The organism is Cytobacillus sp. GQ23 (assembly GCF_059758675.1).
Genome location: NZ_JCAXER010000023.1, coordinates 61,260 through 82,045, shown reverse-complemented (window position 1 = coordinate 82,045; position 20,786 = coordinate 61,260). Strand labels below are relative to the sequence as shown.

Sequence of the window (20,786 nt, the reverse complement as noted above, 5' to 3'; positions counted from 1 at the left end):
CATTAAACATTTCTTTTTAAAATAATTAAGGTAAAATCATCACGCAATTGAAAATGCTGAAGTTTTTCAAGTTCTTTATATACGCTATTAACTATTTCCTGTGCACTTAAATGAATGTATTTCTTGATTAATTCCAGCAATGATTCCTTTTCTATAAACCCTTCTTCTGTACGGCATTCAGTAACCCCATCTGACATTAATATAATCATATCTCCGGGATTTACTCCTTTTTCGTACTGGCGGTATTTCGTTTTTTTATCAATACCGAGAAGCAGCCCTTTTGCAGTCAGCTCGGTAAATTGCTCATTCGCAGCATTATAGAACAATCCCGGCTCGTGTCCTGCAGAACCATATGAGAACATATGGGTGTTTGTATCATATATTCCATAAAACATGGTAATGAACATCGTTAAATCTACGTTCTGTTCAACTACCCGATTAAGATTTTCAAGGACCGTTTTAGGGTCATTGCGGTTTTCAGGCACGCTGTCCATAGCATATTTAATCATGGACATACAAAGAGCTGCCGGAAGCCCTTTTCCGATTACATCAGCAATGGCGATGCTGATTGTGCTGTTTTCATCCTGAACAAAGTGGAAATAATCACCGTTCATATGCTTGGCAGGAACACTTATTGCGCCGATATCCAGCCCCTCAACAGAAGGAACCTGCGTGCCCAGCAAGGTTTGCTGAACGTTCGCAGCTATTTCCATTTCTGTCCTGAGTTCCTGCTGAATATGTTTTAGGCTCTGATGTTCTCTATAGGCAAAACCATAACCTATCATGACTTCCAGAAGGATATCAAAAGAATGGTGAACGTATTCAGGCAAGTCCGGATAAAGTTCACCCATCAGGTTTTTATGAACGCTGATAATCTCTTCAGGAGAGATTTTGTGCTCGATCGACTTCCTGCTGAACTTCTGGCCCTGATATAAGGCCTGTTCAGATTGTTCCTTAATATAATTCTCAAGAATATCCCGATACTTTGATTCCATCATTTCTCGGAAATCCATAACGCTTCCCCCTAACGAAGCCACTTAGTTGCTTTTATATCTGTTCCGGTCCCGGGATTGGAGTCAATTAAGAACTCATCCATTAACCGCTTCACACCTGGAAGGCCGGCTCCTAATCCTCCTGATGTCGAGTATCCATCTTCCATTACTTGGCGTAAATCATTGATACCAGGGCCGCTGTCTACCGCAACTATACGCAATCCCGCTTTTCCGCCGTCGTATATTTTCTCAATGCAGATTTGCCCCTGTCCGGCGTATAAATAAATATTACGGGCAAGCTCACTAATGGCTGTAGTGATTCTAGCCTGGTCAACTGTACCAAAACCAAGCTCTTTAGCAACATTCCGCCCTAGCTGGCGGGCTGCAACGATGTCCCATTCGTTTATGATTTTAACGCAGGATTGGTTTTCCATACAGTTACTCCCCCAATTCCTGTTGTAATTTCTCCAAACCTTTTTCTAGATCTAATGCAGTAAGGACATCATCTAACCCAATACCTAACTCAATAAGCGTAATTGCTACAGCAGGCTGTATCCCGGTTATGACTACTTTTGCACCCATCAGTTTGGACATATTTATTACGTCGCCTAGAACTTTAGCGATGAATGAATCAATAAAGTCAATGGATGTTAAATCAATCACGACTCCATTTGCGCTCGTCTCATGGATTTTATGAAGCAGATCCTCCTGAAACTGCAGAGCAGTCTGGTCATCTAATTCCCACTGGATGGAGACTAACAGGCAATCGTTCAGCTTTAAAATTGGGATTCTCACTCTCATTCCGCTCCCTCCACCTTCACAATTTTGCGGCTGGTTAACTCAAGAGCCGCTTCTACTCCCTTTTTCAAGGTGTTTTTTGTAGTGAACTGATTTAAATCAATTCCCAGGTTTACAATGGTCTGGGCAATCTCAGGGCGTATGCCAACGAGCATGCATTTAGCGCCGACAAGTCTTACAGCATCCGCAGCCTGTATAATATGATGGGCTACCATCGTATCAACAACCGGTACACCTGTTATATCTATTAAGACTACTTCCGAACGGTGTTTAACCACTCCATGTAAGAGGTTTTCCATAATCTGCTTTGCTCGCTCGGTATCTATGGTACCTACAAGAGGCATGACCGTAATCCCTTCGAATACAGGGATCAATGGTGCGGACAGTTCCTGAAGGGCGATTTTTTGCAGGGATACTGTTCTTTCCCAGGTGGCCGAATACATATTTACCACTTCATTCACCATGGGAGTCATCCAGCCATCGAATTCATAAACGACTTTCATTTGATTTTCCCGGGTGACAATCCCGGCATTCTGCATAGCTTCAAATACAATCTTACCGAATGTTTGGAGCCCTTTTGTCACAAAACTGAGCGGCCACCCCAATCGCACAATTTTCTCAGAGAAATCACTCAACTTTGAAGTGAATTCCTCATTTGAGCTTTTTATATTTGAAATAATCAGGTCAATGAATTCCCGGCTTGTTCCTGTAAATACCTGATCGGAAACTACCTTTGTAACCCGTTCATCCGCACTTTCCTTTGTAGCCTCAAGCCAATCATTAAAGATAGAATCTTTATTATTTTGTATAAAATTCAATATTGTCGAATTCATTTGTTCCTCCCTATTTTATCATATATCTATTATTAGCCTTCCAATTCCCCTTTATTGTATAGAAGCAAAAAAATCTTCCTGTTTACGTATACACCAATTAAATGATAACAATGAATGCCAGTCAAATGAAACCTATAGGGTCTGCAATTAATAATTACCAGCTATAGGTCAATTCGACAATTTCTTATAAAAACCCTTTTTCCAGTGTGCTGAATTCCTGCTAAACAGAAGGTTACTCCCAGCCGGAAACGGGTATATTTACAAAACCAGACAATTATATAGATTAAATGACTTTTCTTTTTACCCTATTGAAAAGTAACTAAACCTTTTTTGGCTGAAAAAATAAAAAAACGCTCTTCATAAGAGCGTTTGTTAAAATTCGATGAGGCCTAAGCTGATTTGCACGGCTTCATCCACTTTTTCCATCATTTCGTCATCGAGATGGGTTATTTTATCGGTTAAGCGTTGTTTATCAATTGTACGAATCTGTTCTAATAAGATGACCGAATCCCTTTCAAAACCATAACGCTTCGCATCAATTTCAACGTGAGTAGGCAGCTTTGCTTTTTGGATCTGAGCTGTGATTGCTGCAACAATTACTGTGGGACTAAACCGATTCCCGATGTCGTTTTGGATGACAAGCACTGGACGGACGCCGCCTTGTTCTGAACCAACAACTGGGGATAGGTCTGCAAAATAAACGTCACCACGTTTGACAATCAAAGGATTATCCTCCGCTAACTAGACGTTCAACTGTGTGTTCTGCCTCATATTCCGCTTGAAATGCTTCAGATGCAATCGTCAAATTTATTTTCGCCATCTCCATGTAGCCTCGTCTCATGGACTCGCGAATTTGTCTCTTTTTGCGTTCGCGCAAATACATTTTGGTTGCTTGATAAATGAATTCGCTCCGGTTAACGTTTTCCTGTTTAGCAAATCCGTCTAACTCGGTTAAAAGATGCTGCGGTAATTTTACCATTATCTCTGTTGTTGTGCTGGACTCAGACACAAACATACACCTCCACCATCACTACACACCATTTTTATATCTACCATTTTCAATATTACCATTAATAAAGCCTAATGCAAAGGGGATTCTTTAATTCTTCTGTATTATCGGCCAAAAAAATAGTTTTTTATGCATGACTTTAGAAAAGTGGAAGCGCCGCTGAACATTCATTCGTTACAGCAGATAATTAATTCCCCCGATAATTTCACCATCTCTTTTATATATGCGCGGAACGCGGGAAGATACCATACAGGTAACTTCATAATTGATGGTTTCAAGCTTTTCCGCGATTTCATCAACTGAGATCTTTTCTTTCCCCTGTTCGCCGATCAGGGTTACCCTCGTTCCTACAGGCATTTGATGAGGGATCTTAATCATACATTGATCCATGCATATCCTTCCAACAATTGGAACCCTTAATCCTTCAGCAAGCACTTCCTGGCCCTGAAGCTTCCGGATCCAGCCATCTGCATAGCCAATCGGCAGTGTCGCAATCCATTCATCTTCTTGGGCTTCATAAGTTGCACCATAGCTGACTTTCTCACCTTTAGTAAGCTTTTTCACGTGAACAATAGAGGTATGGAGAGAAAAAGCCTCTTTCAGTTCGAACGGAAGTACAGGCTTTATTTCCATGGATGGAGCCAGTCCGTACATGCTGATTCCCATTCTGACAGCATGTAAATGCGCTTTTTGAAACCTGAGTCCCGCTGCACTGTTGCTGGTGTGGACGTATTTCGGCAAGGTCTCAAGCCAGCTGGTCATTTCTTCAAACCTGTTCAGCTGCGTTTCAAAGTAAGCATTGTCCAATGAATCCGCTGTGGCGAAATGCGTAAATACCCCCTCAAGCTGAAAACGCTTGTCCTCTTTGATAGCGCTCTCAATTCCCTCGAGCTCTTCCTGGCTGCGAATCCCCAGGCGTCCCATGCCTGTATCAAGCTTTAAGTGAATATTCAGAGTTACGTCTTTTACATATTCAGATGCTTGTAACAGCCATTCCTGTTGAAAAACAGTGAGAGAGATATTTTTTGCTGCGGCTTCGCCAGCGTGCTCCGGACGGCTTGCTCCCATTACCAAAATTGGTGCTTCAATTTTTTTCATCCTTAAAGCCATTGCCTCATCCAGAGTCGCAACCGCAAGAGAGGATGCCCCCGCTTCCAGCGCAGCCTTCGCTACAGCTGCATCCCCATGCCCATATCCATTTGCCTTTACAACCGCAATAACCTTTGTTCCGTCTTTTACATGTTTTTTCATTGACTCTACATTATATGAAATATGGTCCAGATTTATCTCTGCCCAAGTGTCCCGATACATTTTTGTCTGTTCACTCATCGTTGTGCTCACGTCCTTAGCCATTGCTTTTATACATGTCGATTATCAAACTCGGCAGATCATTTGTCAAATGGATATTCTGCTGATATTGGGATTTTATGAAGGGAGAAGGTCAAAATAGTGGTGCAGGTTATGAACCTTGGGGGATTATTTAGGATTCTGCGAGGCTTTGATACGGGTGTTGTGTCCGAGCCCTGGCTTACTTTGGACTCAAGACTCCTGGTTCCTCTGTTTTGAATCCACACCTCATCTTACTTCCCTGCCTAAATCTAACGCTCGTATCCGCCTCCGCCCCACCTCAACAAAAAAAAGCAGACCCTGCACGGCCTGCTTTTAAGCATTGAGTTATTTTACCATCTCACCTTGTACTGTGCGGGCGATTTCGGTCATTTCTTCAGGTGATAGATCGTTGGATGCGATCATATAGTCCACACCCTGGTAGGTCCAGGAGATCGTGTTGTCAGAAAGTGCACCTATGGTGAAGCCAAGGTCAACCGGTTCGCCTTTAACAGACGTAACAACGGATGATGTCGGCATAACAGATGCCTTTTCCTGCACTAGCGTGAATGATTTTTCTCCATCATATGTTAAGACTACACGCTTGCCGTCTTCTGTTTTTATCTCCTGTTCATCAACCAGCTTTACATCTGCCATGTCCATCTGCGGATATTTAACTGTAAATTCCTGATCATCCACCTCAGCCATAACCGGCACTTCAAGCTGGGCGCCTGTCATGTTCTTCTGCATGTCAAAGTCTTTCTTATCAAAACTCGCATTGAACTTTACTTTCGAAAATTCTACAGTTACAAGTGCATTTTTATCAGGGTCCATAACCTTCACACTGACTGGGGATAAATCGGACTTCTTAAGCTTGATTTCCTGTACAGGAAGCATCTGATTATTTTGATAGCGTGTTTTTGTTTCAAACACATAATGTTCCTTTGTAGCGGAGAACTTCGCTTCCTTATCCTCCACAATGTCCTTGACTAATGATTCGTATAAATATGCCTGACTGCTATTCTGCGGCCAATCACTCTGGAAGCGGAAGCTTTTATTCAGCGCAGGAGTGAGGACAAATACACCGTCATTGTTTCGCAGAATCATCTGGCTTTGTTCCTTTTGGGCGTTTTTCAGGTTTACCCGGTAAAAATCCGGATCTTTATGCCAAACTTCTATATCATATGTCTGCGGGTCCGTTCCCATCTGCAGAGTCATCTTTGCCTCTGCCTTGTATCCCTTAACGTCTTCGAGCTTTTTATCTAGATCCTTTACAACATCCTCCTGTGTTTTAGATCCACAGGCAGACAATGCAAGAACAACCAAAAGCCCGGCAAGCAGCATGAACCACTTTTTCTTCATTCCTTCAGCCCCTTTGTCTCATTTCAGTGAGATTGGCCGAACCTTCGGCCTGTCTCTCCTATCGCATTATGAATATATGAGACAACCTTAAGGAATATGCTAGGAGGAATGACAAGCTTTTGAAAATCTTCCCGATTGAAACACCAATCAGCGGGGAGTACATTTCACCCCGCAATTTGTTAGTTGAGTCCCACAGAAAGTGTGCTGCCTCAGGATTTGGCGTTTTTTTGTTCTCAGACATTACCGGGCATTTTACCCCTTAGACTAATCATCTTTTTCTATAACCACCTGGGCTACTGCATACTCCCTGCTATGGGAAATCGACAAGTGAACCCCCTCTTTAACTGGCTTCGAAATAAACGGCTTACCCTTTTCATCCTTTTCAATTTCAATATCCTGAAAGGAAAGGTCTTCGCCGATCCCGGTTCCCCATGCCTTTGAAAAAGCTTCTTTCGCCGCAAATCTCCCTGCAAGAAACTCTGCACGCCTTTTTTCCGGCAATTGCTGATAGCTCTTCAGCTCTTTTGAGGTTAAAACCCGAGCAGGAAATCGGTCCTGCCTGCCAAGAATTTTTCGTATCCGCTCTAGATCCGCAATGTCAATCCCAATACCGGAAATCATCTCTCATCTTCCTTCTATTTATATTATTTTCTGCATAAAGAATACAGTAGAAGCCGAATTATGTACACTTTATCTCCTGAATAAGTGTTATGGCATGCTGAAATCCCGTTTTTCAGGCTATGATGTAGATACACGTTCAAACAATTCAAGCACGGAGGAGAGCCATGTTTACAAGAACGGAAAGCTTCAAAGAATTTATCCGCTACTACCCTGTTGTTACTGCTATCATTTGTATCCATATTATCATCTATCTATTAACCGTCATTCCCCTATTCCCAAATTCACTTGTATTTGAGAAGCTTGCTGGTGTCAATTTATATATTGTGCAGGGTGAATACTGGCGTCTGCTGAGCCCAATCATATTGCACAGCGGCTTCTCCCATGTTTTATTTAACAGCTTTTCACTCGTTCTATTCGGTCCAGTTTTGGAAAGGCTCATCGGAAAAACCAGATTCATTCTGCTTTATATCACTGCGGGAGCAGCCGCCAATCTTGCTACACTCATCCTTGAGCCATTAACGTATATTCACGCGGGCGCCAGCGGTTCAATCTTTGGCCTGTTCGGTTACTTTGCCGCAATCTTAGTTTTTCGAAAAGAGCTTTTATCCAGGGAAAACTCACAAATCATCCTGACCATTACCATCATCGGGGTAATCATGACCTTCCTTCAGCCAAACATCAATGTAACGGCACACATATTCGGCCTGATTGCCGGCTTCCTGATTGGCGCAGCCTCTCTCGCCAAGGGCCGTACATCCACTTCATCAGGCATCACACGGTCAGGCGGTCTTTCCGGAATAAGGCCGTCTTTAAGAGGAGTGCCTGCATCAAGGCTTGCTGTTTGGGGAGTCATTGTTATTTTAGCCATAGTGGGGTTTTTAGCCAGATAGGGGGACGCGAAGCTGGACAGGTAAATAAAAAAAGCGCTCAGGGGCGCTTTTCTTTTAGCTTCAGTCCGGTATAAGAATACCATTTATAGATAGCATATACTTCCTGTTTGTCGAGATCCCGGACAGTTCCGCCTGTCCCGCCTGCCCCCGACATAGCCGCAGCTTTTATGGTAGCCAGACTGCGTTTTTTCTGAAAATAGCTTTCTTTCACGGAGAGGGACTGAATTCGGCTTCTCCTCATAAAAACTGTAGCTCTCACTATTCCGCGATATCTGAGTGCAAGCTGCTGTGAGCTGATTTCCCAGCCCGCATCCCTGTATTTGAGATAAGACCAGCCCATTGCAAAGATCAGCAGCACCAAAGATAAATATCCCCATGGCCTGAAAAAGAGGAGCGGCCCACCCACAAAAGGCAAAATCCACAGAAATCCTCTCCATAAATAGCGGTTTAGCGCTCTTTTCGGAGCTTTAAAGAAAACCGGCTGCAGTTCATACTGTGGCAAGTGGGGCTTTAACAAACCGGCAATCCTCGTTTTTTTTACGATCGGCAGGATCATTAGGCGGGAGCTTTCATTGTCTTCAATGGAACCACCGGCACTTTCAATATAGACTGTTGCCAGACCAAATGGCTGCCTAAGAAGATTTTCCCTTATTTGAATAGCCTGTATGCGGTTCAGCGGGATCGTCATCTGCCTCTTTTCAAGCAAGCCTCTGCTAATAATCAATTCCTTCTCACTTTTTAATAATGTAAAGCCGGCGTATTTCAGCATGCTCCCTACAAGAGCGATCAGCCATGCCACAAGAAAAACGAAGAATACCAGTATACTGACAAATATCATTCCATTTGCAATAAACCCTTCGACTCCGGCGAACACCTTTTCATAGGGTATGATTTCTTCAAACTGAAACACAAAAGCAAAGACTGCTGAAATAACGACCCCTGCCCCGCCGGAAGTTGATGCCTGAAGGAACAATTCTCCAGGAGTAATCTTATAGATCACTTCCCGGTTCTCCAATGCTGTTTTCATTTCTGAAGGATTATTTTTGGCAGCTGAAAATGCCTGCTGAATGAAATCAGCATCCTCTTTGGATATAGCCGTCAATACCGCTTCTGCCTCACCCGCACCGCTGGAGCCCGCTGTTTCCACCTTCATTTTTACAAGTCCAAAGGGTCTTTGCAGCAAGCCTTCCGATAAATCGAGACTTTGGATTCTTTCAAGCGGAATATATCTTTTCTTCCTTACCAGAACACCATACTCGATTCGAAGCTCGCCTTCCTCCAGTCTATAGGTATATCTCCACCAGGTAAGGATCCCGATTAAAAAAACCGCGATGATGACTCCTATAGACAGGACAAGCTGAATAATGTCTCCATTTCCTCCTCTGCTTCCAAAGACGACAAAAATAAGAAATGGCACCAGCATTTCCTTAAGGTGTTTCAGGAAATTGGCTATTGCGGATATTGGGTGCAGCCGCTTCGGATTAGACATCATTTTCTGCAGCCCTTGCCAGCTGAGAAATGAAAAAGCGCAATTCCTCAGCTTCATCCACATCCAATGCCGGTATTTCATGTATCGTCGCAGCTGTTGAGATGGTCACGGTAGCCAGGCGATATTTACGCAATATCGGCCCTTGCCTCGTATCCACATGCTGCACCCGAATCATAGGAACAAGCGTCCTTTTTATCACAAATAGCCCGTGTTTGAGCTCTATTTCATTTTCCCGGACCTCATACCTCCATCTTTTCCACCTTAAAGATGGTAACGTCATTATGACCAGGTAGGCATACGCAGAAAAAAACATTAAAGACGCTCCAATAACCCAAATAGGCCAATCAAACAGGATGGCGGCAGCAATAGCGCCACCTGACAACACAAAAGGAAAAACAGAGTGGAGCGTGCCTGAGATTCTCCAGGCAAGCAGCCCCCTTGCCGGGATCCTTTTATGCGGCTCTGTAATCATGCAGTACCCCCCGCAATTCCATAAAATTATTTGATTTTAAAATCCGCTCTATCACTTCTATAAGTATACATGACAGAAAAAAGAAGTGTCTCCCTTTTATGAAAAAAGTGGGGGGTACAGATTATATTTCAAAGCCGGATGAATCAATAAAGGTCAGATTGGGGTTCCTTTTCAAATCCTCAGCAAGCTTAAACAGGGCGCTGTCCTTCATTTTCGCTTCGATCATGCAATGTATCTCAGGCACTGACCCCTTAATGTTCTGCAGAAACTCCATGAACATTTCAGCATCAATATAATCCGCATGCGCTCTGAAATCTTTGTCTGATTTGGGGCTCGAGATATGCATTTTCACAGGCAGTTCTGAATGACCCCATGTCGCCGCTACCCTTTCCCATTGCCCTATCCAGTCATCATTTTTGAAGTTCGCAAGGTGGTGGTGGTAATCAAATACAAGCGGAATCCCCAGCTTTTCACAAAGGTAGAGAGTATCATCAAGTGTAAAGGTGGTATCGTCATTCTCAAGAATAATCATCTGCTGGATTCCGGGAGGCGTAAAGCCCCAATTATGGATAAATTGCTCGAGTGCTTTTTCTTTATCATCATATCCGCCGCCCACATGCAGAACACAGCGGTGAGCTGGATTAAGATGCATGCCTTTCAGAAGGGCCTCATGCATAGCCAGTGTTTTGATGGACATATTCAATGTATCAACTTTCGGTGTATTAAGGAGCACAAAGTGGTCCGGGTGAAAATCCACACGCATCGGATGTTCATCCAGAAAGTCGCCAATCCTGGACAGAATATCTCTAAGGGGACGCATATACTTCCAATCAGAGAGTTCCTCATGATTTGCAAGGGGAATCAGCCTAGAACTGAAGCGGAAAAAGTGAATATCATGGGCTGCATTGTGCTTGAGCAGCCTGAGGCAATTCTCGAGATTTGAAATGGCGATTCGTTCCAGTCTTGCTATAGCCGCCTCCCGGTTTTTAATACTTGAGAATTGTTTGAACGTCATCGTTTGTGATGGCGATGCGTTTTTCAGGTTCATACTCATCGCAACATACCCAAGGCGTACAATCGTCATGTCGATTCCTCCCGTTCAGCATTTCCCATTAGTATGTACGACAGCTCTTGAGAAATTGCATGTTCGGGCTTGCTCTGTATGAGACTAAATAAAAAAGAGAGCAGATTTCTGCTCTCCAAATTTCTTATCTATAGCTGTTTGAACGGCTGTTGTTCTGGCTTGGGCGTTTTCCAGTGTGGCCTTGGCGTGATTTGTATGATCCCTTTTGGCCGCCCTGTCTGCCTCTTCCATTGTATCCTCCGCGGCTGCGGTCATTCGGCTTTCTGTCGCGTTTAGATGGAAGCGGCTTTTCCTCTGTTAATTTAACAGGTGTTGTATCAGGTTCTTTGGTCAGCATCTTCAGCACTGCCTGAACAACTGTCGAAGCGTCCTTTTGTGCCAGAAGCTGATCTGCCGCTTCTTTATAGCTTTCAAGATTGTTTTCCTCTATGGTTTGCATGATTTTTTCCATTACAGCTTTTTGCTGGCCTTCAAGCGCCTCATCAAGTGTTGGAGCATCCATGCGTTCCATTTTTTTCTTGGTTGTACGTTCTACTACATGCAGATACGATTTCTCGCGCGGGTTGATGAATGTCATTGCAACACCCGTTTTTCCAGCACGTCCGGTCCGGCCAATGCGGTGAACATAGCTTTCAGGATCCTGAGGAATATCAAAATTGTATACATGCGTTACGCCGGAAATGTCCAATCCGCGTGCCGCAACATCTGTCGCCACAAGGACGTCAATGCTTCCTTCTTTGAACTTCCTAAGTACAGAAATCCGTTTAGCCTGGCTTAAGTCACCATGTATTCCTTCAGCCATATATCCGCGAAGATTTAAGGCTTCAGCCAGTTCATCAACACGGCGCTTAGTACGTCCGAATACAATCGCCAATTCCGGAGATTGGATATCCAATAGTCTTGTCAGCACATCAAATTTATTTTTTTCATGCGTTTCAATATAGAATTGTTCAATAGATGAAACAGTCATTTCCTTCGCTTTTACGCGGACAATCTGAGGGTCCTTCATAAAGCGTTCTGCCATTCTGCGGATTGGCGCAGGCATTGTTGCAGAGAAGAGCAGTGTTTGGCGCTCTTCAGGAATTTGAGCAAGGATTGCTTCAATATCGTCAATGAATCCCATGTTGAGCATTTCATCCGCTTCATCAAGGATAGCCGTATGCACATGGTCCAGACGCATCGTTTTGCGGTTGATATGATCCAAAATACGTCCTGGTGTTCCAACGATGATATGCGGTTTGTTCTTTAAAGCGCGGATTTGGCGGTTAATATCCTGGCCGCCATAAATGGAAAGGACTTTCGTTCTTTTTCCGTAGCCGATTTTATACAATTCTTCCGATACTTGAATCGCCAGCTCACGAGTTGGGGCAATAACAATTCCCTGAATGTAATCTTTCGTGTTGTCGATTTTGTCAATCATCGGGATTCCAAATGCAGCCGTTTTTCCTGTTCCTGTCTGCGCCTGCCCGATCAGGTCTTTATTCTCCAAACTTAACGGAATGGTCTGGGTCTGAATAGGAGTCGCCTCTTCAAATCCCATTCGTTTCAGTGATTTCATTGTCTCTGGGCTGATGCCCAAGTCTTGAAACTTTGTCAATGTATTCATTCTCCTTCTAATCATAGAAAAATTTTGTCCCTGCAAACCTGCAGGCAGGAGTTCTCCTGAAAAATTGGCCTATGAGTCACTCTTCCGGACGATTATAAGAAATGTTATGGCACACCCTGTAAGGAGCCTTTTCACCTGCAGTTCCCGGCATTTAGATGCTGTAACTTCTTATTTTTATAAAAAGTGCGGTTATGTTTCGTTAAGAAGAGTCCCACTCACTATGAAACCCGCTTGAGGAAAGGATGAGGGTAAATTCTATCCAAATTGTTCACGGACAATCAGGTCTCTTAAGATAAGTTCAGTCAAAGAGAAAGCACTTATCTGTTTATGGCCTTACTGAAGTACGCCTCTTTCAGCTATACTTCTGTATTTAATGAAAAAAGACATTCTCCTGATGGAGTATGTCCGGGTTCTCAAAAGAAGTTCCTGTTGGCACTTTGGTGTTTATATTACCATTTCCAAGTAAGCATTGCAAACTTGAAGGCTAGCTGAAAACCTTATCATTCAGGCTTTTTTTGCAGAAATCCAAGGATCTCCCGGAAGAGGCGGTCCCCTTCCCCGCAATGGCAGATAAGATGCTTCGAATCTTTAATAAAAATTAACTTTTTGGCCGTTGAACCAATATTATTATATAAATATCTGGCGCTTCTCGGAGGGACAACTCCATCACTTTCGCCTTGCGCAATCAATGTCGGCACAGTGATCTGGTTTAAAATAGGTCTAATCGAAGCCACCAGCCTGCGGAATTGAAGTGTTGCCGTGATCGGTGTCGCACTGATTTTCCGCTTATATCTGACGAACATTTCATTGTCAGCGAGCTTCCCTCTGAATGCATCTCTTACCATCTCTTTAATATCGAAGAACATCTGCTTCGGGTTTACGTAATAAGCCGCAGCACTGAGCAGTACCAATTTATCTACAGGGTAATGAACAGTTAAATAGCTGGCTATCAGGCCCCCCATTGAAAAGCCGATGACATATACTTTTTCACAGCGGCTAATAAGCCTCTTCAGCTCTTCCTCTGCATGCTCAATCCACTTGTTATAGGCAATTCCTTTCAGATTCAGCTCATCGCCATGACCCGGCAATGTCGGCACAGAAATCTCCCAGTCTGTATTCTCTTTTAAATACTCTGCCAAAGGTTCTACTTCAAATGGAGCTCCTGTAAAACCATGTATGCACATGCAGCCAATCATCCACAAGTCACCGCCATCTTATTAATGTAAGTCTATTCTATTTTACACTTTTTCCTTTTTGGCATACTAATCAAACCTTCCCGGAGATAGAAATTACAGTGAAGGAACTATATAAAAATAATTTAAGCCCCTGTTCCACGTGGAACAGGGGCTTATTTCCTATAATAACAGATATATACAATTCAAAATGGTATTGCTGAAAGGGTCATGAAATCATCATGTTTGTATTAGTCCAGCACCCCTTCTGTTTAAGTCAAAAGGCTCTAAAATACTATTGAAGGGCTGATACAACTTCTTCAAGCTTCATGCCACGGGATGCCTTGACCAGCACAATGGTTTCCTGATCGGCATGTTTCTTTAATTCCCCGATCAGATTCTGTTTGTCAGTAAAGGCTGTCACCCGTTCATGGGGCAGGACTTCCTTCGCACCCTTGGCGATAAATTCGCCAAGCTTACCAAAAGTAAATACGTAATCAACCTTTTTTGCATCCACGGATTTTCCGATGGAGTAATGGAAATCCTCCTCTTGCGGACCAAGCTCCAGCATATCGCCAAGAACAAGAATTTTCTTTTTATAGCCAGGCAGATTGGCGACCAGTTCGATGGCGGCATTCATGGATGTTGGACTGGCATTATAGGCATCATTAATGATTTTCTCACCCATTTTGCCCTCAAGAAGCTCCATTCTCATATTTGTCAGCTTTAAGCTTGCAAAGCCTTCGTTCATCTTTTCATAAGGAACGCCAAAATGGGACGCTGCAATCATCGCTGCAAGAGCATTGAGAACATTATGGGTGCCCAGTACAGGCAGATAAAACTCCTCGCTGGATACATTGATCCCAAATGTGCTGCCGCTGTCATTCTGCTTGATATCAACCGGATACACATCGTTTTTCCCTGTTCTCCCAAAGGTTCTTACTGCGGCAGAACCATTGTAGGTTTTCAGCTTTTCATTAAGAAGAGGCTCATCACCGTAATAGATAACGAGGCCATTTTCCTGAAGGCCGTTTACGATCTCCAGCTTCGCTTCAGCAATCCCTTCTCTGGAACCTAAATCCTGCAGATGGGATTCGCCTATATTCGTAATAATCACGGCGTCCGGACGGGCAAGCTTTGTAAGAAAATCAATTTCTCCTCTTCCGCTCATTCCCATTTCCAGTACGGCGATTTCCGTATCTTCCTCAAGAGCTAGAATGGTTAAGGGCAGACCGATATGGTTGTTATAGTTGCCTTCTGTTTTTTGAACCTTGAATTTCAGTGACAGAAGGTTTGCAGTCATATCCTTGGTTGTGGTTTTGCCGTTGCTTCCTGTAATCCCTGCTACCTTTATATTTAATTCATTCCGATAGCTTCTCGCCAATTCCTGAAGTGCCGTTAGGGTATCTTCGACAATCAGGATGGGTAGATGATGGGGGGGATTGGGGACATCCCTTTGCCAAAAGGCCGCAGCTGCCCCCTTTTCAATGGCATCTTCGACAAATCGGTGGCCATCCGAATTTTCCCCTTTAAAAGGAACAAATAAATTCCCCTTCCCGATTTTTCTGGAGTCAATGCTGACGCCCTGTATGGAAGTGTCATTAAAAGAAGATACATCATTATCGACTTTAATCATCTGTGTAATTTCCTGAAGTTTTTTCTTAATCATATGGCGCCTCCTATTGGGCAAAATCACGAGTCCTGATTTTGCCAATTATGTATGAACAAAAGGAACACGGCAAAAATGCCGTGTTTCCTTAAACAGTTTGCCTTTTTACATGGTGTGCTTGATGCTTTGTTTCTCAGTATGGCGTTCGATGGCCAAATTGACAAGCTTCTCAATCAGCTGAGGATATTCTACACCCGTATGCTTCCAAAGAAGCGGGAACATGCTGAAAGGTGTAAAGCCCGGCATGGTATTTACTTCATTAATGTATAACTTACCCTCTCTGGTCAAGAAGAAATCAGCCCGGACAAGACCGGAGCAGTCAAGAGCCTTAAATGCCTTAATGGCCATGTCTCTCAGTTCACTGTACTCACTTTCGGAAATTTCGGCAGGGATGATTAATGCTGTATCTCCATCCTCATATTTCGCCTTATAGTCATAGAATTCAACCTTCGGGACAATTTCTCCGGCAACAGAGCATTCCGGATTATCATTGCCCAGCACGCCTGCTTCAATTTCTCTTGCAGTAACGCCTTCTTCGATAATGATTTTACGGTCAAATTGGAAAGCTTCTTTAAAAGCCTCCTCAAGCTCGGAGCGGTTCATGCACTTGCTGATGCCCACACTTGAACCGAGGTTGGCCGGTTTTACGAAGCACGGGTAGCCGAGTTCTTTTTCCACCTTATCATAAGCTGCCTCAGTTTCATTTTCCCACTCACCTCGGATAAACCAGACATACTTCACTTGCGGAAGGCCAGCCTGTGCAAATATATTCTTCATGATGACCTTATCCATGCCCGCAGATGAAGCCAATACTCCATTTCCTACATAAGGCAGGTTTAAGAGCTCCAAAAGCCCCTGAACTGTACCGTCTTCCCCGTTCGGACCGTGAAGCAGCGGGAAGATCACATCAAATGGGCTTTTCTCCTGGGCATCCTGGAAAAGGGTCGGTGCCAATGCTGTCGGAGGCAGTGCTTCCCCTCGTGAGAATTCAAGCTCCTTTACATTGGAAACAGGACCTTGCAGCTGAGGGCCCTTCACCCATTGTCCCTCTTCAGATATATAAATAGGATGAATTTCAAATTTTTCTAAATCCAAGGCTTTAATGACAGCCATTGCAGTCTGCATAGATACTTTATGCTCTGCAGATTTTCCGCCGTATAAAAGGCCAACCTTTGTTTTCATAAAAAGAACCTCCAATATTCAATCATGGCTTCTTATGCCGTTTATTTTTCTTAAGCTGTTTATATGTTCATTCAAGCTACTCTATATTGTAACACTTTCACATTTAAGAAAGGGAGTGATTACATGTTCAATTCTTCAGGAATTTTTTTCTGCCCCTACGCCCATATTTCTATATGTATGACTGAGAGCTATAAAAGGAAACTTAATCAAAATAATTTCCTTTTCTGGCATTAATTATTTTAGGAAAACGTTTACCCCCCTTTAATTGAGCAAAACACTTAATCTGCAGATAGTAATCAGAGTTTTTTTATTATTAAAACAATACCTTTATCTATTAACTTTTACAGCAAAACAGGATATAATCCCCCTAACAAAAACAATTGTATTTTTTAGGAGGACAAAAATAATGAAGTTTGGTTTGCTTCCCAGAATTATTGCAGCGATTGCATTAGGTATTTTAATAGGTTCTTTTTCTCCCGAATGGCTTATTCAGCTATTTGCTACGTTTAACGGACTGTTCGGAAACTTCCTTGGTTTCGCGATTCCCTTAATTATTATCGGATTTATCGCGCCGGGAATCGGCAGCATGGGGAAAGGTGCAGGGAAACTGCTTGGAATTACAACCGGTTTTGCCTATGCTTCTACGATCACTGCCGGGTTAGTCGCCTATTTTTCTGCGACGGCGCTGTATCCTATTCTATTAAAAAACCAAAGCTTCAAAGAGTTTGAGAATCCTGAGGATGCTTTGCTATCACCCTTTTTCCAGGTGGACATGCCTCCTGTAATGGGTGTCATGACGGCATTGCTGATTTCATTCACTTTAGGTCTTGGATTGGCCGCAATTAAAGGGAACACACTGCAACATGCGATGAATGATTTCCGGGATATTATTGAAAAACTGATTGAAAAGGTCATTATTCCATTGCTGCCTGTCCATATTTTCGGGATTTTCGCCAATATGACGCAAGGCGGACAGGTTGGCGCTATTATTTCGGTATTTGCCAAAGTATTTGTCATGATTATTGCTCTTCATCTCTTATTTTTACTGCTTCAATATTCAGCAGCCGGCAGCCTGATGAAGGCCAACCCGCTTAGGCTCATGAAAAATATGATGCCTGCGTACTTTACGGCGCTTGGAACCCAGTCATCTGCCTCCACAATTCCTGTTACGCTTAAACAGGTAAAAAAGCTTGGTGCACGCGAAAAGGTTGCGGATTTCTCTGTACCATTATTGGCAACAATTCATCTTTCCGGCAGCACAATTACGATTGTGAGCTGTGCGATCGCCGTAATGATGCTGCAGGGGCAAACAGCCTCACTTACAGAAATCCTGCCTTTCATATTAATGCTTGGAATCACAATGATTGCAGCTCCAGGTGTTCCTGGGGGAGCTGTCATGGCCGCGTTGGGTCTGCTTGAAAGCATGCTCGGATTCAATGAAACCATGCTTGCCCTTATGATTGCTCTATACCTTGCCCAGGACAGCTTCGGAACTGCATGCAATGTAACTGGAGACGGTGCGCTGACCCTGCTTTCTGATAAGGTAAGCGGCAAAGAGAAGAAACTTCAACCCCAATCGGCTGTGAAAGCTGGATGATTGAAAAAAGATGTCCCGATTTGGGGCATCTTTTTTTCAGTTAGACGATTTATCGCTTAAACATTTACTTAACAATTAAAACAGGCGCTTTCACACGTTTGGCAATCTTATGACTGACACTTCCGAGCACCATTTCCTGAAGAGTATTCAAACCCCGGCTGCCAACAACCGCAACATCATAATCCCCCTTGTTGGCAAATTCCACAATGGCTGGTCCAGGCTCTCCCTGCAGGATTTTTATTTCATATAAAATGTCCTTCTCTTTTAATAGGCTTTCTATAGGCTCTAAACGTTTTTTCCTCACCTGGTCCACGATACTCTTATCAAAATGGTGAAGGATATCTTCCTTTGAGGTCTGGCCATCAACGGCATACACTACGGTTACTTCAGAATCAGGATTCTGTTCAGCCAGTTGAACAGCTTTAGCGGCTGCCCGAATGGAATGATCTGATCCATCTGCAGCCATCAATATTTTTTTAAACACAGAGCCTCACCCCTAACTTATTCTTATAAAGAAAATACCACAGTCAAAGCTGACTGTGGTATTAATTGCAGTATTTTAATGGCCTGATAATTTTGCACCTGGTTTGCGGTGAACGGCCAAACGCTCAATCAGGTTCGAACTTGGCGCGTTTAATCCTGATAGGCGGACCAGCACACCATTGTCACGAAGCTTTAATACAATCTTATCGATGGCGGCGACACCTGAGTCATCCCAGACATGCGCCTGTGTAAAATCAATTTCAACTTCTTGTAAATCTTCATTAAAATCAAATGCTGCTATAAGTTCATCCACGGAAGCAAAGAATACCTGTCCCTTTACAGCATATATTTTCTTGTCCTCTTCAACTCGTGATGAAACATGCACTTTCGAAATTTTAGCCACAAAGAAGATCGCACTTAAAATGATCCCGGCAAAAACTCCCTTGGATAGATCGTGGGTGAAAACAGTGATAACAGTGGTTACAATCATAACAATTGAATCTGTTACAGGCGTTTTTGCAAGGCCCTTAATGGATGACCAGTCAAATGTTCCAATCGATACCATGATCATAACTCCCACTAAGGCAGCCATCGGTATTTGCACGACAATATTGCCTAATACTAAAATCAGAAACATCAGGAATGTGCCGGCCACTAGGGTTGACAGCCTTCCTCTTCCTCCGGATTTCACATTAATGACAGACTGTCCAATCATCGCACATCCTGCCATTCCGCCAAATAAACCGGACACGATATTCGCAATTCCCTGTCCGCGGCTTTCCATGTTCTTATCACTGGCTGTATCGGTCATGTCATCCACAATGGATGAAGTCAGAAGAGATTCAAGCAAGCCAACGATTGCAAGGGCAATAGAGTAAGGAAAAATGATCTTCAGAGTCTCAAAATTCAATGGAACATCAGGAAAAAAGAATGCCGGAAGGGCAGATGAGATGGCTCCCATGTCGCCAACTGTGCGCACATCACTCTTTGTCAAGATGGCTAGGATCGTAATAACAATAATAGCCACCAGAGGAGATGGCACTGCTTTAGTGAATCTCGGGAAAATATAAATAATCGCCAATGCACCGGCAACCATTGCATACATCACCCAGGTAGCATCAGTAAATTGCTCCAGCTGAGCCATGAAAATCAGTATTGCCAGTGCGTTCACAAATCCAATCATAACGGCGCGGGGAATGAATTTCATAAAGCGGGCTAATTTAAGCACACCAAATAAAATCTGCAGCATCCCCGTCAAAATCGTCGCAGCAAATAAATACTGCAATCCGTGATCAGCTACTAAAGTAACCATTAATAACGCCATCGCACCGGTTGCAGCAGAAATCATTCCAGGCCTTCCGCCCACTATAGCAATGGTCACAGCTATACAGAAGGAAGCATACAATCCAATCATCGGATCGACACCTGCAATAATGGAGAAAGCAATCGCCTCAGGAATCAGTGCCAATGCCACTACGATTCCAGAAAGGATATCTCCCTTCACATTGCCAAACCATTGTTCTTTTTTTGTCAGTATTCTCAAATAAACACCTCGTTTAATAGATTTATAGTAATGACTTTGAACTCTCATCAAAGTCGTGCCGACAAAAACATATAGAATCATAACACATTTACTTATATTTACAAGCCCTCATGTAAGCGCAAATAACCCGTAAAATCTTATTTTTTCTTTTCAATTCTCACGATTACTATATAGCCAATAAAAAAATGACCCTGAAAACAGAGTCATTTTCAACCGATAGGTGAACAAATCTCAATATAATGCCCATCCGGGTCTTCCACATATGCCACTTTCTGTCCCCAGGGCTTTTCAACAGGCTCAAGCAGGACTGGTACTCCTGCAGCCTTGAGCTTTCCAAAAACACCTTCCACTTCTTCCGTTACAAACCCAAGCTCGAAGGTCTGCTCCTTTCTGACTCCACCCGGTATCGGAAGCCCAGTGATTTCCCTCCCGCCTTCTCTCGTATTAAAGGAAAGAATGGTGCTGCCAGTATCATACTCGATGTAAGTGCCAAATTCATTCCTCAGCTTCAGGCCAAGCATTTCACCGTAAAAATGCTTCGTTTTTTCCAGACTCTCCACATATAAAATGACATAACCCATTTTCAATTCCAATTATGTTCACCTCTTCAGAATTTCTATTCATGATATGATTTCAATATAGGAGGTATTTTCTCCTT

Annotated in this window: 21 protein-coding genes; 2 read left to right on the top strand and 19 right to left on the bottom strand. The window is 43.2% G+C overall.

Translation table 11 applies throughout. The annotated features are described in order from the left end of the window. Positions 1-2: 2 nt before the first annotated feature. From AC6CHU_RS18790 to acpS, 9 genes are all read right to left on the bottom strand, one after another. A complete protein-coding gene (locus tag AC6CHU_RS18790; protein ID WP_159870748.1) occupies positions 3-1,013 on the bottom strand; it encodes a PP2C family protein-serine/threonine phosphatase in 1,011 nt (336 codons plus the stop codon). An 11-nt stretch (positions 1,014-1,024) separates the two neighbouring features. Continuing rightward, the gene (locus AC6CHU_RS18785; protein WP_035331811.1) at positions 1,025-1,426 is read right to left on the bottom strand and encodes an anti-sigma regulatory factor; all 402 of its coding nucleotides are present in this window, start codon (positions 1,424-1,426) and stop codon (positions 1,025-1,027) included. Positions 1,427-1,430: 4 nt separating this feature from the next. Beyond that, the gene (locus tag AC6CHU_RS18780; protein WP_009336309.1) at positions 1,431-1,793 is read right to left on the bottom strand and encodes an STAS domain-containing protein; all 363 of its coding nucleotides are present in this window, start codon (positions 1,791-1,793) and stop codon (positions 1,431-1,433) included. Further along, a complete protein-coding gene (gene rsbRA / locus AC6CHU_RS18775) occupies positions 1,790-2,623 on the bottom strand; it encodes an RsbT co-antagonist protein RsbRA (RefSeq protein ID WP_159870750.1) in 834 nt (277 codons plus the stop codon). Before rsbRA ends, AC6CHU_RS18780 begins: the two co-directional genes overlap by 4 nt. Before the next feature lie 372 nt (positions 2,624-2,995). Then, positions 2,996-3,346, bottom strand: a complete 351-nt coding sequence (ndoA, locus tag AC6CHU_RS18770) for a type II toxin-antitoxin system endoribonuclease NdoA (RefSeq protein WP_009336311.1) — start codon at positions 3,344-3,346, stop codon at positions 2,996-2,998. A 4-nt stretch (positions 3,347-3,350) separates the two neighbouring features. After that, positions 3,351-3,632: a CopG family ribbon-helix-helix protein gene (locus tag AC6CHU_RS18765; protein ID WP_035331931.1), complete on the bottom strand. Its 282-nt coding sequence runs from the start codon at positions 3,630-3,632 to the stop codon at positions 3,351-3,353. A gap of 174 nt (positions 3,633-3,806) precedes the next feature. Then, positions 3,807-4,961 carry an alanine racemase gene (gene alr, locus AC6CHU_RS18760; RefSeq protein WP_159870752.1) on the bottom strand — a complete coding sequence of 385 codons (1,155 nt, stop codon included), beginning with the start codon at positions 4,959-4,961 and terminating at the stop codon, positions 3,807-3,809. A 345-nt stretch (positions 4,962-5,306) separates the two neighbouring features. Beyond that, on the bottom strand, positions 5,307-6,320 hold the full coding sequence (locus AC6CHU_RS18755) for a LolA family protein (protein ID WP_159870754.1): 1,014 nt from the start codon (positions 6,318-6,320) through the stop codon (positions 5,307-5,309). Between the two features lie 264 nt (positions 6,321-6,584). Further along, complete coding sequence (gene acpS / locus AC6CHU_RS18750) at positions 6,585-6,941, bottom strand: holo-ACP synthase (RefSeq protein ID WP_159870756.1); 357 nt, start codon at positions 6,939-6,941, stop codon at positions 6,585-6,587. Positions 6,942-7,105: 164 nt separating this feature from the next. On the opposite strand from acpS, the gene AC6CHU_RS18745 reads away from it, so the two are divergent. Then, positions 7,106-7,831, top strand: a complete 726-nt coding sequence (locus AC6CHU_RS18745; RefSeq protein WP_159870759.1) for a rhomboid family intramembrane serine protease — start codon at positions 7,106-7,108, stop codon at positions 7,829-7,831. A gap of 37 nt (positions 7,832-7,868) precedes the next feature. On the opposite strand, the gene AC6CHU_RS18740 is transcribed toward AC6CHU_RS18745, so the two are convergent. The 7 genes from AC6CHU_RS18740 to AC6CHU_RS18710 form a co-directional block, all read right to left on the bottom strand. Further along, on the bottom strand, positions 7,869-9,320 hold the full coding sequence (locus AC6CHU_RS18740) for a PH domain-containing protein (RefSeq protein WP_159870858.1): 1,452 nt from the start codon (positions 9,318-9,320) through the stop codon (positions 7,869-7,871). Beyond that, positions 9,313-9,792 carry a PH domain-containing protein gene (locus tag AC6CHU_RS18735; protein WP_159870762.1) on the bottom strand — a complete coding sequence of 160 codons (480 nt, stop codon included), beginning with the start codon at positions 9,790-9,792 and terminating at the stop codon, positions 9,313-9,315. Before AC6CHU_RS18735 ends, AC6CHU_RS18740 begins: the two co-directional genes overlap by 8 nt. A gap of 121 nt (positions 9,793-9,913) precedes the next feature. Beyond that, entirely contained in the window at positions 9,914-10,876 is a 963-nt protein-coding gene (uvsE, locus tag AC6CHU_RS18730; RefSeq protein WP_159870765.1) for a UV DNA damage repair endonuclease UvsE, read from the bottom strand. Positions 10,877-11,000: 124 nt separating this feature from the next. Next, positions 11,001-12,473, bottom strand: coding sequence for a degradosome RNA helicase CshA (gene cshA, locus AC6CHU_RS18725; RefSeq protein WP_159870768.1), 1,473 nt, complete (start codon positions 12,471-12,473; stop codon positions 11,001-11,003). Between the two features lie 509 nt (positions 12,474-12,982). After that, complete coding sequence (locus tag AC6CHU_RS18720; protein WP_159870771.1) at positions 12,983-13,678, bottom strand: alpha/beta hydrolase; 696 nt, start codon at positions 13,676-13,678, stop codon at positions 12,983-12,985. A 271-nt stretch (positions 13,679-13,949) separates the two neighbouring features. Beyond that, the gene (locus tag AC6CHU_RS18715) at positions 13,950-15,323 is read right to left on the bottom strand and encodes a UDP-N-acetylmuramoyl-tripeptide--D-alanyl-D-alanine ligase (protein WP_159870774.1); all 1,374 of its coding nucleotides are present in this window, start codon (positions 15,321-15,323) and stop codon (positions 13,950-13,952) included. A gap of 105 nt (positions 15,324-15,428) precedes the next feature. After that, positions 15,429-16,505 carry a D-alanine--D-alanine ligase gene (locus tag AC6CHU_RS18710; protein WP_159870777.1) on the bottom strand — a complete coding sequence of 359 codons (1,077 nt, stop codon included), beginning with the start codon at positions 16,503-16,505 and terminating at the stop codon, positions 15,429-15,431. Between the two features lie 406 nt (positions 16,506-16,911). On the opposite strand from AC6CHU_RS18710, the gene AC6CHU_RS18705 reads away from it, so the two are divergent. Beyond that, positions 16,912-18,102: a dicarboxylate/amino acid:cation symporter gene (locus AC6CHU_RS18705; protein ID WP_159870780.1), complete on the top strand. Its 1,191-nt coding sequence runs from the start codon at positions 16,912-16,914 to the stop codon at positions 18,100-18,102. A 64-nt stretch (positions 18,103-18,166) separates the two neighbouring features. Here the strand turns inward: AC6CHU_RS18705 and AC6CHU_RS18700 are convergent, their stop codons facing one another. From AC6CHU_RS18700 to AC6CHU_RS18690, 3 genes are all read right to left on the bottom strand, one after another. Next, positions 18,167-18,586, bottom strand: coding sequence for a universal stress protein (locus AC6CHU_RS18700; protein WP_159870783.1), 420 nt, complete (start codon positions 18,584-18,586; stop codon positions 18,167-18,169). 75 nt (positions 18,587-18,661) lie between these two features. Continuing rightward, on the bottom strand, positions 18,662-20,128 hold the full coding sequence (locus AC6CHU_RS18695) for a SulP family inorganic anion transporter (protein WP_159870786.1): 1,467 nt from the start codon (positions 20,126-20,128) through the stop codon (positions 18,662-18,664). Between the two features lie 209 nt (positions 20,129-20,337). After that, on the bottom strand, positions 20,338-20,721 hold the full coding sequence (locus AC6CHU_RS18690) for a VOC family protein (protein WP_159870789.1): 384 nt from the start codon (positions 20,719-20,721) through the stop codon (positions 20,338-20,340). Between the last annotated feature and the right edge of the window lie 65 nt (positions 20,722-20,786).